The organism is Citricoccus muralis (genome assembly GCF_029637705.1).
Lineage (GTDB): Bacteria > Actinomycetota > Actinomycetes > Actinomycetales > Micrococcaceae > CmP2.
The window spans coordinates 1,259,400-1,276,166 of sequence record NZ_CP121252.1 but is presented as its reverse complement, the minus strand read 5'-3'; the positions used below and the strand labels follow the sequence as shown (position 1 = coordinate 1,276,166).

General features: G+C 61.1%; 15 protein-coding genes. 1 reads left to right on the top strand and 14 read right to left on the bottom strand.

Features of this window, described 5'->3' with window-relative positions:
* Positions 1–62 precede the first annotated feature (62 nt).
* From P8192_RS05850 to P8192_RS05840, 3 genes are all read right to left on the bottom strand, one after another.
* Complete coding sequence (locus P8192_RS05850) at positions 63–2,147, bottom strand: ATP-dependent DNA helicase (RefSeq protein ID WP_278159280.1); 2,085 nt, start codon at positions 2,145–2,147, stop codon at positions 63–65.
* Positions 2,137–3,708, bottom strand: coding sequence for a GTPase HflX (gene hflX, locus P8192_RS05845; protein WP_278159278.1), 1,572 nt, complete (start codon positions 3,706–3,708; stop codon positions 2,137–2,139). The genes P8192_RS05850 and hflX overlap by 11 nt, the downstream gene beginning before the upstream one ends.
* Before the next feature lie 440 nt (positions 3,709–4,148).
* Positions 4,149–4,832 (bottom strand): transglycosylase family protein, encoded by a 684-nt coding sequence (locus P8192_RS05840; RefSeq protein WP_278159276.1) that lies wholly within the window; start codon positions 4,830–4,832, stop codon positions 4,149–4,151.
* A 370-nt stretch (positions 4,833–5,202) separates the two neighbouring features.
* Here P8192_RS05840 and P8192_RS05835 point away from each other — a divergent pair, with 370 nt between their 5' ends.
* Complete coding sequence (locus tag P8192_RS05835) at positions 5,203–5,844, top strand: class I SAM-dependent methyltransferase (RefSeq protein ID WP_278159255.1); 642 nt, start codon at positions 5,203–5,205, stop codon at positions 5,842–5,844.
* A gap of 15 nt (positions 5,845–5,859) precedes the next feature.
* On the opposite strand, the gene dapF is transcribed toward P8192_RS05835, so the two are convergent.
* From dapF to P8192_RS05780, 11 genes are all read right to left on the bottom strand, one after another.
* Positions 5,860–6,816 (bottom strand): diaminopimelate epimerase, encoded by a 957-nt coding sequence (dapF, locus tag P8192_RS05830; RefSeq protein WP_278159254.1) that lies wholly within the window; start codon positions 6,814–6,816, stop codon positions 5,860–5,862.
* A 9-nt stretch (positions 6,817–6,825) separates the two neighbouring features.
* A complete protein-coding gene (gene miaA / locus P8192_RS05825; protein ID WP_278159253.1) occupies positions 6,826–7,710 on the bottom strand; it encodes a tRNA (adenosine(37)-N6)-dimethylallyltransferase MiaA in 885 nt (294 codons plus the stop codon).
* A 49-nt stretch (positions 7,711–7,759) separates the two neighbouring features.
* Complete coding sequence (gene miaB / locus P8192_RS05820) at positions 7,760–9,265, bottom strand: tRNA (N6-isopentenyl adenosine(37)-C2)-methylthiotransferase MiaB (protein WP_278159252.1); 1,506 nt, start codon at positions 9,263–9,265, stop codon at positions 7,760–7,762.
* Positions 9,266–9,269: 4 nt separating this feature from the next.
* The gene (locus P8192_RS05815) at positions 9,270–9,842 is read right to left on the bottom strand and encodes a regulatory protein RecX (RefSeq protein ID WP_270105672.1); all 573 of its coding nucleotides are present in this window, start codon (positions 9,840–9,842) and stop codon (positions 9,270–9,272) included.
* Positions 9,839–10,897, bottom strand: coding sequence for a recombinase RecA (gene recA, locus P8192_RS05810; protein ID WP_270105673.1), 1,059 nt, complete (start codon positions 10,895–10,897; stop codon positions 9,839–9,841). The genes P8192_RS05815 and recA overlap by 4 nt, the downstream gene beginning before the upstream one ends.
* Positions 10,898–11,121: 224 nt before the next feature.
* Complete coding sequence (locus P8192_RS05805; protein WP_278159251.1) at positions 11,122–11,355, bottom strand: DUF3046 domain-containing protein; 234 nt, start codon at positions 11,353–11,355, stop codon at positions 11,122–11,124.
* A gap of 83 nt (positions 11,356–11,438) precedes the next feature.
* A complete protein-coding gene (locus P8192_RS05800; RefSeq protein WP_278159250.1) occupies positions 11,439–11,879 on the bottom strand; it encodes a helix-turn-helix domain-containing protein in 441 nt (146 codons plus the stop codon).
* A 189-nt stretch (positions 11,880–12,068) separates the two neighbouring features.
* A complete protein-coding gene (locus P8192_RS05795; protein WP_431521148.1) occupies positions 12,069–12,563 on the bottom strand; it encodes a CinA family protein in 495 nt (164 codons plus the stop codon).
* The gene (pgsA, locus tag P8192_RS05790) at positions 12,538–13,185 is read right to left on the bottom strand and encodes a CDP-diacylglycerol--glycerol-3-phosphate 3-phosphatidyltransferase (RefSeq protein WP_278159249.1); all 648 of its coding nucleotides are present in this window, start codon (positions 13,183–13,185) and stop codon (positions 12,538–12,540) included. The genes P8192_RS05795 and pgsA overlap by 26 nt, the downstream gene beginning before the upstream one ends.
* On the bottom strand, positions 13,164–16,238 hold the full coding sequence (locus tag P8192_RS05785; RefSeq protein WP_278159248.1) for a DNA translocase FtsK: 3,075 nt from the start codon (positions 16,236–16,238) through the stop codon (positions 13,164–13,166). The genes pgsA and P8192_RS05785 overlap by 22 nt, the downstream gene beginning before the upstream one ends.
* Positions 16,239–16,352: 114 nt before the next feature.
* Positions 16,353–16,727, bottom strand: coding sequence for an ectoine synthase (locus P8192_RS05780; RefSeq protein ID WP_270105680.1), 375 nt, complete (start codon positions 16,725–16,727; stop codon positions 16,353–16,355).
* Between the last annotated feature and the right edge of the window lie 40 nt (positions 16,728–16,767).

The window sequence follows — 16,767 nt, the reverse complement described above, 5'->3', positions numbered from 1 at the left end:
GACAGGGGCCCAACGACGTTTTCGTCGTTGGGCCCCTGTTGCGTCATGATCGCTCACCGTATTTAGACCTTCGCGAGGCGACCGAGGGCGCCGAGCACAGTGTCCTGTTCCGTCGTGTACCAAAAGTCCGGCAGGGCTGACCGGATATACTTTCCATAGCGGGCATGATGAAGCCGCGAGTCAAGGATCGCCACGACACCTCGGTCATTAGCCGACCGGATGAGTCGACCCACGCCCTGAGCGAGTCGGACCGCAGCATGAGTCGCTGAGACTTGGATGAAACCGTTGCCCCCGCGCTGCGCAACGTCTCGTGTACGAGCCTCGGACAGTGGGTCATCAGGACGTGGGAACGGCAGTCTGTCCACCACCACCAGACGGCAGGAGCGTCCGGGGACGTCCACGCCTTGCCAGAGGGACATCGTGCCGAAAAGGCAGGTATCTTCCTCTTCCGCGAATTGTTTGATCAATGCGGACAGCGTGGAGTCGCCCTGGCAGAGAATCTGTGGATTTGGCCCCAACCGCCGACGCAACTCATGAGCCGCGTCCTCGGCCGCCCGGCGCGAAGAGAAGAGACACAATGCTCCACCCTGAGAAGCTCGCAACAACGCCTCTAGTTCGTCGTACGTCGTCGGCGAGGTGAGGCGACTTGGTTTAGGCAGTTTCTCAGCCACGTAGAGAATGCCTTGCTTGGCGTATTCGAAGGGGCTACCCACGTCAATGCCCGTCCATTCCGGTCCACCGGACCCCGAGAATCCTAGATCTCCAGCGATGGGCCCGAATGAGTCCCCGACCGTCAACGTTGCCGACGTAAGAATCGTCGTCGTGTCTTGCAGAAGGTTCTCACGCAGCCTTCCGGACACCGACAGAGGAGCCACGTAGACGGTAGGAGACGTATTCTCGTCGCCGGCGATCCACCCCACGCCAGGCTCAAATCGTCCAGGGCGGGACACCCATGCGACCTGACGGTTGTTTCCGTTTTGGCCGGCATCCAGAACACGTTCGGCTGTCTCAAGTACCTCTTGTAGCTTGGTGCGGACGACATGGCGGCCCGAGGAGTCATCGCTCGTCGACGAGGCATCTGTGGATTCTTTCCCCGTGGTCTTGAGCTGGCTCAACCCCTCACGAGCGGCTGCTCGCACTGACTCGAGAGCTTGTGTCTGAACCTCGTTGGGTCCCATTGGCATCCAACCCGATGGTGCGGAGATGAAGGCAGCTTCCAAAGCATCTGCCGCAGCACCGAGGTCCTCGAGCACGACTGACGCTTGTCGACGGCCGGCGGTCACGGCCGCGCGGACAGATGCAGAGGAAATCTGACCCGTCACTGCGTTCGTAACACGATCCGCCAATTCATGGGCCTCGTCTACGATTACAGCTTCGAATTCGGGAAGAACTTGCAACCCTTCGAAAGCGGCAATGGCGAGCATGGCATGATTCGTGACTACCACGTCTGCTTCGCCGGCGTGTTGACGGGCTCGTTCCGAGAAGCATTCTTCAGCGAAGGGACAACGCTGAGCGCCGATACATTCCACCGCAGACACGGACACCTGCCGCCAGGCGTTATCGTCAACCCCAGGGTCTAGGTCGTCCCGATCCCCTGTCTCTGTATCTTCCGCCCACTCGCGCAGGCGCACGAGTTGCTTTCCGAGGTCGGTACGGGGCGCTGCCGGTGCGTGATCGGCTCCGTCAAGAAGCGTTGGTTCCGGCTCGTCGGCAGGGAATCCACCGTTCAGCTTATGCAGGCATACGTAATTTGCCCGCCCCTTGAGGAGGGCGATGTCCATGGGCCGTGGGAGTTCCTCTTTCAGCGCCTCAAGAAGACGTGGAGCATCTCGACGAATGATCTGAGATTGCAGTGCCAACGTCGCCGTGGCAACCACGACCGGCAGATCTGCTTCTACCGCATGGGACAGAGCCGGAACCAGGTAGGCCAAGGACTTCCCGGTTCCGGTTCCGGCTTGCACGAGCAGGTGCTTTCCGGTGTCGAGAGAGCGCGCAACTTCCAAGGCCATTTGTCGTTGGCCTTCTCGACGTTGTCCCCCGGTCCGTTCAATAGCTTGTTCCAGCCAGGCGGCAGCCCGCCGCTCTGCTGGGCTCAGCGTTGCGACGGGCTGCTCAGAGTCAGAAGACACGGTGGTGCTAGACGACATACTGCGCGAATTCTTCCTTGTCTTCTTCGCGTACCAACACGGTCAAACGAGTCCCCTCGGGCTGGTATTGCTCAGACAAGATCTCGACGTCGGAACCGTGCAGCCTCGAGACCACGTCGCCATCAGTGAACGGAATCAAGAGATCCAGCTCCAAGGTGGGACGCGGAATCGTGTCCGCAATCATGGCTTCGAGATCCTCGATCCCTTCCCCTGTGTGTGCCGAGACCAACACGGTGTCACGGTGGGCCCGGCGCACCCGCGCAATGGTCATCGGGTCCGCGGCATCAGCCTTGTTGAGGACTATGATCTCTGGAATTCGACGTGCGTCGATCTCATTGAGAACCTCGTGAACGGCAGCAATCTGCGATTCCGGGTCTGGATGAGAAACGTCCACAACGTGGAGGATCACGTCGGCCTCGCCCACTTCTTCCAGCGTGGAACGGAAAGCCTCCACCAGCTGAGTTGGAAGGTTACGAACGAAGCCGACCGTATCGGACAGGGTATAGCCGAGACCATCCGGTGTTACCGCTTTGCGCACCGTCGGATCGAGGGTGGCGAACAATGCGTTCTCCACCAGCACTCCGGCACGGGTGAGCCGATTGAGCAGAGATGATTTACCGGCGTTCGTATATCCCGCGATGGCGACCGATGGCACCTTGTTGCGTCGGCGATTGGCTCGCTTGGTTTCCCTCGCAGGCGCCATAGCGGCGATTTCGCGCCGCAGCTTCGCCATCCGGTTACGGATGCGACGTCGATCGAGTTCGATCTTCGTCTCGCCAGGACCGCGTGAACCGATACCTTCACCGGCTGCCGCACGGCCACCGGCCTGGCGCGACATCGAGTCACCCCAACCACGCAGCCGCGGAAGCAAGTACTCCAGCTGTGCAAGCTCAACCTGTGCCTTGCCCTCGCGTGATTGGGCGTGCTGGGCGAAAATATCGAGAATCAACGCGGTACGGTCAATCACTTTGACCCGCACCACATCTTCCAAGGCTCGTCGCTGAGAAGGCGCCAACTCAGCATCAACCACCACAGTGTCTGCGCCGGTATCGCTGACAACGTCGGCCAGTTCCTGAGCTTTGCCTTTGCCAAGGTAGGTGGCAGGGTCGGGCGAGTGTCGTCGCTGGATAACTCCATCCAGCACCGTTGAACCCGCGGTCTCGGCCAGTGCCGCAAGCTCATGCAGTGAGTTCTCGGCATCATCAGCGGTGCCTTCGGTCCACAATCCGGCTAACACAACGCGTTCGAGTCGAACCTTCCGGTATTCGACCTCGGACATGTCTTCCAACTCGGTGGAGAGTCCCTCCACGCGGCGCAGAGCGTGGCGTGCTGCGAGATCGAGCTGGTCGCCGTCGTCTTCGGTGTGCCTACTTTCGCCGGCGTCGAGAGCCAGGGCTCGGGATTTTTGGGCACTAATCAGTGAGTCGCCAGATACCGATGGGCTCGCGGTTGCGTGGGCAGCATCCGAGGCGAGAATCCTGTCGATGAGGCTCTTGGCTTCGTCGTCGCGCCGCTGATCATTGTTGTCAGGCTGCTCACCTGACGCTGAGGAATGGGTCATGGTCTCCTTGGAGAAGTGGGTCGTTAAAGAATAGTCGGTTTCTGGGTGCGGTGTCCGGGGCATGAATCCTCCCTGGTGGTCTGGAAAGACTCAGGTCGTCGAGATTTCACCGCCGGGTTCGGTCCTTGTCCCGAACACAGTTCTTCCCCGCCGAATCTCCTGGCAACGAACCGAGCCAAGAATCAAAGACTTTTACATTGCGCCGAATGCGCGTGGGATGTGGATCTACCTGACGCTCTGAATCAAGTTGGGCATGAATAACGGCGCTTAGATACGCCGGAGCTCCTCGAATGAAATCGGGCTCAAAGGTAAGTAATCCACATGCCCACTAGTATAGCACCCACTCTGTACACAACTTGGGGGGCCCATCCACCAGGATGGGCCCCCAAGTCGCACCATGTGCCATTCAGGCTTGGGTCGCGCTGATCATGGCTGTGTTATCAGGAGGCAGGGATTTGCAATTCCTGGCCGACGTAGATCAGTGCAGGATCAGCAACGACATCGGCGTTCACCTGGTACAGGTCGTTCCAGTCGGAGATGCCCCAAGCGTCGGCGATCTTGCTGATGGTGTCACCGGACTGCACCGTGTAGATCTCCCCGGATGCGGCAACGTCTGCCTGTGCCGGTGCGTGCTTCTGAGCCGGTGCCGATTCCTCCACCGGAGCTGACTGCTCAGCAGCTTCCTGGCCCGAGGACTGCGAGGTTTCCACCTGAGCTTCCTGCTGTGTCGGAGCCTGCTGCTCGATGGCTTCAGCCGCTGCCGGCGTACCCGAGGGCTCGCCGGAGAGGCCCAGCTGTGCCGAGCAAGAAGGCCATGCTCCCCAGCCCTGCATCTGCCGCAGCTGCTCTGCTCGCTGAATCTGTTCTTCCTTGGACGCATCCGACGGCAGTCCGGAGCCACCCACGGCTTCCCATGACTGCTGGCTGAACTGGAGACCGCCGTAGTAGCCGTTGCCGGTATTGATGGACCAGTCGCCGCCGGACTCGCACTCGGCCAGGCGATCCCAGTCGGACGCCGTATCTGCGGAGGCTGCCGGCGCCACAGCCATGAATCCGGCCCCGGCCAGACCCAAAGTGGCCAATCCACCCATGACGTTCTTCAGTACCTTGTTGTTCTTCTGCATGAAACCTAAGATCCTGTCACCTGAACGCTCAGGCTTCCCGAAGCCGTCAACGCGTCGCCGTCCAACAATCCGTATTGAGACTGTTCATTCGGAGCCCTCGGCGGACGGCACTGCAGGTGCCGGGACCCATACGTTGGTTTTCTCGGCCGAATCGTCCGAAGACGTAGGAGCCGCATGCGTCAAAGCGCATTGACCAACGCCTGCCAGCAAACTCGAAAGCGCGAGACGATGCAAATCGAAATTTCGGGCAAATTGAGTCGAGATTGGCTAGTTCCCGCGGCAGAATGGCCCGTTATCGTTTTGTTATAAAAATCGCTGTGAATTCAATGGGCATGACCATGATGTTGAGGTCTTGTCCTACGATGGTCGGGTGAATGAAACTTCTGGGCATTACTTCCGCTCCCCCTCTGACCAGGAACGACGTCGTACCATCACTGTGACAATGGCCGAGCGTAGCGTTGAAGTTCTCACGGCCAACGGCATCTTTTCACCGGAGGGTGTGGACAAGGGAACAGCTGCGTTGCTGTCCGCGGTTCCGGCACCACCCGAACAAGGCGAATTCTTGGATATTGGCTGTGGATGGGGGCCACTGGCACTGACCCTGGGCATGATGAGCCCGAACGCTCATGTCACTGCCGTGGAGGTCAACGAGCGCGCCGCACAGCTGTGTCGCGACAACGCAGAAGCCCTGGGAGTACCCAATATCGACGTTTCCTCCCCCGAGGATGTGGACCCGCTTCGCTCTTACGATCTGATCTGGTCGAACCCACCGATCCGCATTGGCAAGAAGGCACTGCACGAGCTCTTGGAGCTGTGGCTACCGAGGCTCAACGACCACGGCGAAGCTTGGCTGGTGGTGCAGAAGAATCTCGGGGCAGACTCGCTGATGCCATGGATCCAGACCATGCTCAACGATCAAGCTCATATTCTGGAGAGTCGTTTCACCGTAGAGCGTGCGGATACCATCAAAGGCTTCCGCATCCTCCGGGTGATTCGCCACCCGCGCGCCTGAGCTGAGGTACTGGGTTCAGTTCACCGTACCGCTGTAAACTAGCTCCGCGGGCCCGGAGAGAATGACGTCTTCAGCGCCGTCTTCATTGCGCACGAAATCGACTTGAACCGTCCCACCTGGGACGTCTACCAGCCACGAGTCCGCGCCTTCCGCACCGGCCCAGACACGCACTGCCGCTGCAGCAGCACATGCGCCGGTGCCGCAGGACATCGTTTCGCCAACTCCGCGTTCGTGAACGCGCATGCGCACATGACCGATACCGTCGGAGACCAACGGCTCCTGAGGCACGACGAATTCAACGTTGGTACCATTCGGCGGAACTGGATCGACTTGAGGCTTCTCGTGCAGATTGACCTGGTCGAGATCCTCTTGCGGGGAAAGAGCCACCACCGTGTGTGGGTTGCCCATCGAGATACTCAGAGCTGGCCGTGGCTCGGGCAAGCCGGAAGCCCTGACCAGCGAGTCTGAGGCACTTTCGAGCGCCATCTCGGGATCGATGAAGGACCACGGACCCATCGAGATGGAGTACCCGGTCTCGGTTCGGTGTACCGTGCGCACTCCCGCCCGAGTGCCGATCACAACTTGGCCGCCGACGGGAAGATCGATCGTCCCGGTTTCTGCGAGAAAATGCACGAATACGCGCACGCCATTACCGCACATTTCGGCGATCGAACCGTCGCCGTTGCGGTAGTCCATAAACCAGACCGCTTCGGGAGCAGCGCCGAGAAGTTCCCGTCCCTCGGGCAGTTCGCTGGAGGGCACGGCTCGAATCAAACCATCGGCACCGATGCCCAGGTGGCGATCGCACAGAGCGCTGACATGTGCTGGCGTCAGTTCCAGATCGCCACCGGAATCGAGCAATAGAACAAAGTCATTCCCGGTGCCATGTCCTTTCGTGAAGGACACACCGTTCAGCTGGCGCAGCGACGGGGCTAAGTGGTCCGATTCGGGCTCTGCTAGGGGATGCGACATGGGTTTAGTCTACCGACCCGCAATCAATTGTAGGGCCTTGTTCACTAGCCGAGGATCGTTATAGTCGATCCAGTGTACGCGGGGATCGGCACGGAACCACGTCAGTTGGCGTTTGGCGAAACGTCGAGTCGCGACAATCGTCTCCTCCACACCTTCTTCGACGGTCAGTTCACCGCTAAGTACACGTTGCATCTGCGGATAACCGATAGCCCGTGATGCCGTGGGTGCCGTGTTGAGACCATGAGCGCTGAGAGCACGAACCTCGTCGAGGAAGCCGGCCTCCATCATGGTGTTCACCCGTGCGCCAATGCGTTCGTACAAAGTGTCTCGGTCGATACTCAAGCCGATCTGCACGACCGGTGGAATCTCCTCAGCATAGGTCCGCTGGGGCATAAAGGAAGTGAAAGGTTCACCCGTCACGAGGTACACCTCGAGCGCCCGAATCAATCGGCGGTCGTCGTTGATTCGCTGCGCAGACTCAGGATCGACGCGCGCCAATTCGGCGCGAATAGTGTCGCTACCCTCGAATTCGAGCCGTTGCTCAAGCTGGGAACGCACCGTGGGGTCCGTCGGCGGGAATCTGATCCGATCAATCGCGGCACGCACGTAGAGACCGGATCCCCCGGTCAGAATGGGTGTTCGCTCCCGCGCTCTCAGTTGTCCGAAGCAGTCACGAGCCCAGGTTTGAAACTGAGCGACGGAAGCCACCTCATCCAGGTTCAGAACATCAATGAGGTGATGCGGCACGGAGTCGCGTTCGACCTGCGTGGCTTTGGCTGTCCCAATGTCCAGGCCCCGGTAGAACTGCATCGAGTCCGCGTTGACGACCTCTCCGTGAAGCTGCTCAGCCAGGTCCAGACTCAGCCGGGTCTTCCCGGAAGCGGTGGCGCCCACCAGGACGACGATAGGCTTCCGGGCACTTCCCGCATCGGCGGAGTCGATCTCAGCCTCCCACTCGCAGGGTGGGCATCCCCAAGTTCACCCCGGGTGCAGAACTATCACCAGCCGGCGTGGGAGTTCCACAGCTTTCTGCCTGCGTACGGTCCCAGGCATCCCCGGCCCGTGAACGGCGCAGTTGGTACTGCCCCGGCTCCGGATCGGCAATCAGGTGGTAAGGGTGGGAAGCGGTGACCGGTACGGTCACGAAGTCCCCAGGGCGCGGCTGCTGCTCTCCTGCGGGCACGGAGAAGTGCACCAGTCGATTGTCTGGGGCTCGTCCCGAAAGGCGGCCGGTTTCCTCACTCTTGGTACCGGGAGTATTAGTGACCAGGATTTCCTGCTCGACTCCGACACGAGTCGCGCTTTCTTCAGCACTAATACGGTCCTGTAGCGCGGTGAGGCGTTCGAAACGCTCTTGCACCACATCCTTCGGAACTTGGTGGTCCATGGTGGCGGCGGGAGTGCCCGGGCGGATCGAGTATTGGAAGGTGAATGCGGAGGAGAATCGAGATGCTTCAACCACGCGCAGCGTCTCAGCAAAATCTTCTTCGGTCTCCCCGGGGAATCCCACGATGATGTCGGTGGTTACAGCAGCGTGAGGAATCCGCTCACGTACTTTGTCCAAGATGCCAAGGAACTTCTTGGAGCGGTAGGACCGACGCATCGACTTTAAGATCGTGTCCGACCCGGATTGCAAGGGCATGTGCAGCTGGGGCATCACATTCGGCGTTTCCGCCATCGCATCAATAACATCATCGGTGAATGAGGCAGGGTGCGGGCTGGTGAAACGCACCCGCTCCAGCCCTTCGATGTCGCCGCACGCACGCAGTAGTTTGGCGAACGCACCGCGATCGCCGAATTCTACGCCGTAGGTGTTGACGTTCTGCCCGAGTAACGTCACCTCGACTGCGCCGGCGTCGACCAGAGCCTGGACCTCTGCCAGAATCTCACCGGGGCGGCGGTCTTTTTCCTTACCACGCAACGAGGGAACGATGCAGAACGTGCAGGTGTTGTTGCAACCAACAGAAATGGAGACCCAACCAGAATAAGTTGAATCCCGCTTGGTTGGCAGAGTCGAGGGGAAGACTTCAAGAGACTCCAGTAGCTCGACTTCGGACCGCTCATTGTGGCGTGACCGCTCCAGCAGTACCGGAAGAGACCCAATGTTGTGGGTACCGAAGACCACGTCCACCCAGGGTGCCTTTTCGACGATAACGTCTTGATCCTTCTGGGCTAGGCAGCCACCTACCGCGATCTGCATGCCGGGGTGCTTTTCTTTCACCTGACGGAGGTTGCCCAGGTTTCCATACAACCGATTGTCAGCGTTTTCGCGCACCGCGCAGGTGTTGAACACCACCAGGTCCGGTTCTTGGTTCACCGCGGCCGCGACATAGCCGGAGTCTTCGAGCAGCCCAGAAATGCGTTCGGAATCGTGGACGTTCATCTGACATCCAAACGTCCGGACTTCGTAGGAACGGAGGGGCTGTATCGAGTCCTGGAGAGTGGTCACCCCACTATTCTAGGCCCTCATCATTCTCGATCTGGACAGTCATCAGCTCTTTGACAACGTCGAATCCCAACCCCGGAGAGTATCCCTTACGGGCCAGCATCGAGACGAGACGTCGAACAATCTTGTCCCGTTCGGCTCGCTCCTCAGGTCCGGACCCGGTCGGAATGCGTTGAGTCCGAAGCTTCTTCTCGATAAGTCTTTCGGCCGCTTCGCGCTCGTCTTCATCGCTCACGGTGTCCAGAGCCTGTTCCGCTTCATCACCGTCGATTCCTTTGGCCCGTAGCTCGCGCCGCAGGGCGCCACGTGCCAGGCCCTTGCCCTGATGCCGAGAACGCACCCACATGCGGGCGAACTCCTCATCATTGATGAGGTTCACGTCTTCGAACCTGTCGAGCACAGCAGTAGCGACCTGTTCTGGGACGTTTTTTGCAGCTAACTTTTCCGCCAGCTGTTGGCGGGATTTCGGAGCCGCGGTGAGCTGCCGAAGCAGAATGGACCTGGCGACCTCTTCCGGGTCAGGCTCGGCGTCGCCGACCGCCGTCTCCAGAAGAGGTTCCTCAGGTCCTCGCGCGGTCATTTCTTTGCGTCACCCGGGACGGCTTTGAGAACCGGCTCCCCGTCAGCATCTGCCTCGGTGACCCCGATACCCAGCTTCTGCTTGATACGATCCTCTATCTCCACCGCGAGATCGGGATTGTCTTTGAGGAACTTACGCGCGTTCTCTTTACCCTGGCCCAGTTGGTCACCGTCGTAGGTGAACCATGCGCCGGACTTGCGCACAATACCGTGCTCGACACCCATGTCGATCAGCCCACCCTCGCGGGAGATGCCCTCGCCGTACAGGATGTCGAACTCTGCTTGCTTGAATGGCGGAGCCATCTTGTTCTTGACGATCTTGGCGCGTGTACGGTTACCGACCGGGTTACCGGCTTCTTTCAGCGTTTCGATGCGCCGAACGTCAACACGCACCGAAGCGTAGAATTTCAAGGCCTTACCACCCGTGGTCGTCTCGGGGGAACCGAAGAATACACCGATCTTTTCGCGGAGCTGGTTGATGAAGATCGCGGTCGTCTTAGTCTGCGACAGGCGGCCGGTAATCTTACGCAACGCCTGAGACATCAGTCGCGCCTGCAGACCCACGTGACTATCACCCATCTCGCCTTCGATTTCCGCGCGGGGAACCAGCGCGGCCACCGAGTCGATGACGATGATGTCGAGTGCGCCTGAGCCAACGAGCATGTCCATGATTTCCAGTGCCTGCTCACCGGTGTCCGGCTGGGAGACCAGTAGCGCATCCGTGTCGACGCCCAGCTTCTTGGCGTATTCGGGGTCGAGTGCGTGCTCGGCGTCGATGAACGCCGCAATTCCACCGTTCCGCTGAGCGTTAGCGACAGCATGCAGCGCCACGGTGGTCTTACCCGAGGATTCCGGGCCGTAGATCTCCACGACGCGCCCGCGGGGGAACCCGCCAATTCCCAGTGCAATGTCCATGGCGACAGAGCCCGAGGAGATGGTCTCGATCGGCGCGCGAGCGTCGTCGCCCAGGCGCATCACGGAGCCCTTGCCGTAGTTCTTGTCGATCTGGGCGAGAGCGGCTTCTAGAGCCTTCTCACGATCAGTGGCTGCTGCCATCTCTTCTCCTTGGTTGGGGCCGACGCTACGGACGGTCAGTCAGTGAACTGCACGAATAAGTCGAGTCTACGGACCGCGACGGACACGTTAGGCAGCCAGCACCGGTCTCGTGGATAACGACCTTGGATTCGTTGTATTTCATGCTCTGTGTAGGAGTTTACTGAACTCGAACACCTCTTCTAGCATTTCGACGCGCGTGTCGTATCTCTGTTCTGAGATAGGAGCTAGGACCAACCCGGAGTATCGCGCGGTGCGATGTCTCGACCCCAGCGACGTGCTGCTGGAATCTGATGCAGATCGCAGACGGCGGCCCACACTTCGCGCGGGTCGACACCACGAGCCAGTGCGTCTTGCGCGGTCTCGTGCAGGGTCGGCAGGACCAGGGAGCTAGCGATGACTTCTGCGTTGGCTTCACCGAATTCGTCGTTCATCAGCGTCCAGAAGGCCGAGCGTTTCATCTTCACCCCTCAAGGGTATCGATCTCAACAGCGAAGGCCGCAACCGGAGGTCCCGGTTGCGGCCTTCGCTGGATCGAGGAGGATCAGTGGCTACCAGCCAGCTGACCGAAATCGTCGGGCAGTTCCTTCGCAAGCTGCGCGTAGCGGTGCGTCATCTCAGCCGGCACTGTGTCGGGGACGTCTGGCAAATGCAGCGCCTCCTCCATAGCCATGCGGTCGGCGACTTCGCGCAACATGGTTGACTGCGGGATGCTCAGTGCTTCGCAGATTGCGGCAAGCAATTCGGATGAGGCTTCCTTCTGGCCGCGCTCCACTTCGGAAAGGTACCCGAGGGAGACACGGGCCTTGTGGGAAACTTCCCGCAAGGTTCGTCCTTGACGCTGGCGCACGTCGCGGAGCACATCTCCGATCTCCTGGCGTAGTACAGGCATGGCATGCTCCTTAGCGTGGGACGGGCTGGGTTCGGATTCTCCGGCTGCCAACCAACGGGTCACGCCATTGATGGTCACCGGTTCTCTCATCATGTCTACTGTCTTCTCCTGTGCGGGGACGATGTATGGGCTGAAGGGATTCCGTCCACTACTGGACGAGATCCGTTGCTGTTCACAACGCACCTCTCGGGTTCTTTGTTCCCTCAGGGCGAGGACTGCGCCCGATTCACAGCTAATGTCCAGCAACTCTGGACGTTTCTCACTATCCTAGTGGCGCAGAACTCATTCGCCTATGCCCGAGGGGCCGTGCACGACGTCGACGATTAATCGCAGTGCGGCATCCACACTGGCCTGCCGGATAGTTTCGCGGTCGCCTTCGAAACGGAACAAGGTGGCGCGTTGGACCTCATCCGTTGCCACCGCGATCCAGACGGTGCCGACCGGTTGGCCTTGGTGCGGTTGCGGGCCGGCCACGCCCGTGGTGGCCACACCAAGGTTCGCGCCGAGGCGGCGTCGAGCGCCGTCGGCCATCTGCAAACTGACCTGTTCGTCCACGGCACCGTGGGAGTCCAACCGGGCGGTGTTCACACCGAGTACGTCGGCTTTGATGTCGTTCTGGTAGGCGATCACTCCCCCGCGCAACACCCGGGAGGCTCCACTGATATCAGCGACGCGGGCTGCAACGGCGCCGGCGGTCAGCGATTCGGCGGTGGCGAGCGTGAGACTGTGAGCGCTCAACAGCTCGACGACGTCAGCTGCGGTCGTCACGGGTCCCATCTTCGGTCGAGTTCAGCAGAGAAGTCTTACGTAGTTGAATCGCTTTGACGATGTAGTCGATGCCGGTGGCGACGGTGACAATGAGCGCCAGGATGATGATGCTCCAGCCCACCCAGGGCCACCAGGATCCCACCAGCGGGGCCAACGGCATCAGCAACAATCCGATGCCCGCGGTCTGGAGCACGGTCTTGAGTTTTCCGCCGGCGGAGGCGGGCATGACCCCGTAGCGCAGCACGATGAAGCGCATCAGGGTGATACCCCATTCGCGCACCAGGATGACGATGGTGATCCACCACCAGATCTCGCCCAAGAGGGAGAGCACGATCCAGGCCGCACCGGTGAGGAGCTTATCGGCGATCGGGTCGGCGATCTTACCGAAGGAGGTCACCAGCCCCCTCTTGCGAGCGATGTCGCCGTCGAGCTTGTCCGTGTACATGGCGGCGGCAAACACCACGAAAGCGAGCCAGCGGTAGAGCAGAGACTCCTCGCCGAAGGTTCCACCCAGCACGAGCAGCCATACCAGCAGCGGAACCATGAGGATCCGCACCATGGTCAGCACATTGGGCAGGTTCCAAAGGGGATGATAGCCCCGCGCTCGATCTAACGACCCGTCAGCTGCCATGCGTCTTCTGACTCTCCCTCGTCGTCATCGTGGTAGTCCACGACTTGCGTGTATTGATCGTAGTGCTGGCCTACCAGATCCTGGCCCCAGTCACGGGTGGCCTGATCGTCGGTGGCGTCCGCGTCGTCGGCTGGTGAGTCTGAGGGCACAGAATCGGCGACCATACGCTGTTCGCTCGCGCTCAGTGCGGCACCGGTCGCTCCGGGTATCGAGGGCTCAGCGGCGGCAGCGCTGGCCGGCGCACCGCCTGCCGGCTTGTCGCCACGGATGGTGGCCAGCACCTCGCCGAGGTCATCCGGCTGAACGAGCACGTCGCGGGCCTTGGAGCCTTCAGAGGGTCCGACCACGCCGCGGGATTCCATCAGGTCCATCAGGCGCCCGGCCTTGGCGAAGCCCACCCGGAGCTTGCGCTGGAGCATCGAGGTGGAGCCGAACTGCGAGGTGACCACGAGTTCCACTGCCTGCAGTAGCACCTCCAGGTCATCGCCGATGTCCTCGTCGATGACCTTCTCGGCCTTCTCGGGGACGACGTCCTCACGGTACTGGGCGCTCATCTGCGTCTTCACATGCTCGACGATCGCCTGGACCTCGGACTCATTGACCCAGGCACCCTGAACACGCATCGGCTTGGACTTGCCCATCGGCAGGAACAGTGCGTCGCCCTGGCCGAGCAGCTTCTCGGCGCCGGGCTGGTCGAGAACCACGCGCGAGTCGGTGACCGAGGAGGTCGCAAAGGCCATACGCGAGGGTACGTTGGCCTTGATGAGACCGGTGACCACGTCCACCGAGGGGCGCTGGGTGGCCAGCACCAAGTGGATGCCGGCGGCACGCGCCAACTGGGTGATACGCACGATGGCGTCTTCGACGTCGCGCGGGGCGACCATCATCAGATCGGCAAGCTCATCGACGATCACGAGCAGGTACGGGTAGGGCTTCAGCTGGCGTTTGGAGTCCGGCGGCAGGGTGACCTTGCCGGCGCGGATGGCCTTGTTGAAGTCGTCGACGTGTTTGTACCCGAAAGCTGCGAGGTCGTCGTAGCGGGTGTCCATCTCCTTCACCACCCACTGCAGCGCTTCGGCCGCCTTCTTGGGACTGGTGATGATCGGGGTGACCAGGTGGGGCACGCCTTCGTAGGCGGTGAGTTCCACGCGCTTGGGGTCGACCATGATCATCCGCACCTCATCAGGAGTGGCCCGCATCAGGATGGAGGTGATCATGGAGTTCACGAACGAGGACTTACCGGCACCAGTGGCACCGGCGACGAGCATGTGCGGCATCTTGGCCAGGTTGGCCATGACGAAGCCGCCCTCGACGTCCTTACCCACGCCCATCACCATGGGGTGGTCGGTCTTGCGCGCGGCGGGAGAACGCAACACGTCACCGAGCGCGACCACTTCTTTGTCGGTATTTGGGATCTCGACACCAATAGCGGACTTGCCCGGGATGGGACTGAGAATGCGCACATCAGTGGAGGCCACGGCGTAGGAGATGTTCTTCTCCAGGTTGGTGACCTTCTCGACCTTGGTGCCCGGGGCGACCGAGATCTCGTAGCGGGTGACCGTCGGTCCACGGGAGAATCCGGTGACGTCGGCGTCGACCTTGAACTGGTGCAGGGTCTCTGTGAGGGCTGCGACGACGCGATCGTTGGCTTCGGATCGCTCCTTGGCGGGCGGGCCCAGCGGGAGCAGGTCCATCTTCGGCAGCGTGTAGGTGACGTCGCCGTCGAGGTGGAGTTGTTCGGAACGGGTGGGCAGCGGCGGCAGGTCGGGGCTGACTTGGGCCACCGGGTTGGAAGCCACCGGGGCGACGGTGCTGAGTGGGACGGTGGCGTTCGGATCGTCCATGGCGTCGGCGTCGGCTGCGTCGTGGGTAGCGTTCTCCCCCACGCCGGCCTGGGCGCGGGCCTGCTGCAGTGCACGATCGGCGGCGGTGGGACGCTTGACCCCGGCGGGAACGGTGGGCTCTGTTTTCGTCCGAGCGGGCACATTCTCAGGGGGCGCTTCGCTATCGAAGATGCCGTCCACATCGACCACGTCAGTGCGGGCCTCATCACGGTCGTGGATCACCGGGGTGGCGTACGCTTCCTCGGCGCTCGCGGAGTCTTCGGCCTCACCGTCTGCCGTGTCGGGTTCATCGGAACCGAAGAGCTTCCACCGCTTCTTGCCGCTGCCCGAGGCCGACTTCTTCTTGGTTTTGCGCCCGGTATTGGTTGCGGCCTCGTCGTCGCCGTAGAGGTAGGACTGGTCGTGGTCAGAGCCTTCGGCTTCCGGGGCAGTATCGGCGTGGATGGAGCGCTCGGCGTGGGGTTGCTGACCGGTGAGCCAGGCATAGAGGCCGGCGAGTCGCTCGGGGATGCGGCCCACGGGCGTGGCGGTGAGCACGAGCAGACCAAAGAAAAGGAGCACACTCATGATGACCCAGACCGGCCCAGGAGTGATCAGCGCGACCAACGGGTCGGTGACCAAGTAACCGAGCACTCCGCCCGAGGCGAGCATGCCGGAGAGGTCACCGGCGACAGGTGGGTTTCCGTGCGTGAGCTGAGCCAGGCCGGAGCCGGCCGCGGTAATAATGAGCAAGCCGATAATAATACGGCCGTTGGCGCGGTGCTCCTGCGGGGTGCGGAAGCAGCGCACTGCCACCATGACCATCAACACGGGGACGATCAGGGCCATCCAGCCGAAGGTTCCGGCGGCGATGCCGTGGACGATTTCGCCGTAGCCGGGCGTTTCGCGCAGTCCCCACCATTCAACGGTGGCGATGAGGATGGCCAACACGAGTAGCACGAAGCCGGTGCCGTCGCGGCGATCCTCGGGTGCGACTTTCGCGTCGGGGCCGAGTTTGCGCACAGTGGCACCGATGGGGGTCACCAAACCGATCCAGGTCCCGCGCAGGGCGCGCAGGGGCCAGGCCATGGTGGGTTCGGAGGATTCGAAGGCCTCCTGTTGCTTCGCCTTCGTCGTCGTCGAGCCTTTTTTGGCCGTGCCGCTGCGGGACTTGGCCGAGGTCGAACGCGTCGAAGACGGCGAGCGAGTGGGGGAAGTTCGGGTCGCCATACCCGAAAGAATACCGTGAATCCGCCATTTTTCGTTGATTCAACACAGAACCGGGCTCGGAATCGTGCGGTTCCGAGCCCTTTTCCGGTGACGAAGTCGCCTCGTCGAGAGACTTTAGTAGCTGGAATAGCCGTCCTCAGTGAGCTCGTGCTTTTCTTCGCCGGTGATGGCGGGATTGAAGATGGACACCAGGATCATGTCCTCGGTTTCGCCACCACGTAGTTCGTGTGGATCGTGTTCGTTGAGCACGTAGATGGTGCCGGGGGTGATGTCGTGGACCGTGCCGTCCTTCTCCACCACGGACCCGGAGCCACCGATGCAATAGCAGGCTTCGAGGTGGTTGCGGTACTGCAGCTTGGAGGAGCTACCGGCTCGCACCACGGTGTGGGCGACGGCGAAGCCCATTTGGTCAGCATCCACCAGGAGACGATCGGAGGTACCTCCGCCCCATTCCACGGTCTGGGCTTCCTCACGCGTACGTGTAAACATCGTGTTCCTTTCTCGAAGTGCGACAGAGACAGGTCCACCG

Bases quoted from the DNA above. Each gene is read 5' to 3' on its own strand.
- P8192_RS05815 (WP_270105672.1), bottom strand. From the start codon at position 9,842: ATGACCGCGCGAGGACCTGAGGAACCTCTTCTGGAGACGGCGGTCGGC.
- hflX (WP_278159278.1), bottom strand. From the start codon at position 3,708: ATGACCCATTCCTCAGCGTCAGGTGAGCAGCCTGACAACAATGATCAG.
- P8192_RS05795 (WP_431521148.1), bottom strand. From the start codon at position 12,563: ATGGGACCCGTGACGACCGCAGCTGACGTCGTCGAGCTGTTGAGCGCT.
- dapF (WP_278159254.1), bottom strand. From the start codon at position 6,816: ATGTCGCATCCCCTAGCAGAGCCCGAATCGGACCACTTAGCCCCGTCG.
- P8192_RS05800 (WP_278159250.1), bottom strand. From the start codon at position 11,879: ATGATGAGAGAACCGGTGACCATCAATGGCGTGACCCGTTGGTTGGCA.
- pgsA (WP_278159249.1), bottom strand. From the start codon at position 13,185: ATGGCAGCTGACGGGTCGTTAGATCGAGCGCGGGGCTATCATCCCCTT.
- P8192_RS05850 (WP_278159280.1), bottom strand. From the start codon at position 2,147: ATGTCGTCTAGCACCACCGTGTCTTCTGACTCTGAGCAGCCCGTCGCA.
- P8192_RS05780 (WP_270105680.1), bottom strand. From the start codon at position 16,727: ATGTTTACACGTACGCGTGAGGAAGCCCAGACCGTGGAATGGGGCGGA.
- P8192_RS05840 (WP_278159276.1), bottom strand. From the start codon at position 4,832: ATGCAGAAGAACAACAAGGTACTGAAGAACGTCATGGGTGGATTGGCC.
- P8192_RS05805 (WP_278159251.1), bottom strand. From the start codon at position 11,355: ATGAAACGCTCGGCCTTCTGGACGCTGATGAACGACGAATTCGGTGAA.
- P8192_RS05785 (WP_278159248.1), bottom strand. From the start codon at position 16,238: ATGGCGACCCGAACTTCCCCCACTCGCTCGCCGTCTTCGACGCGTTCG.
- recA (WP_270105673.1), bottom strand. From the start codon at position 10,897: ATGGCAGCAGCCACTGATCGTGAGAAGGCTCTAGAAGCCGCTCTCGCC.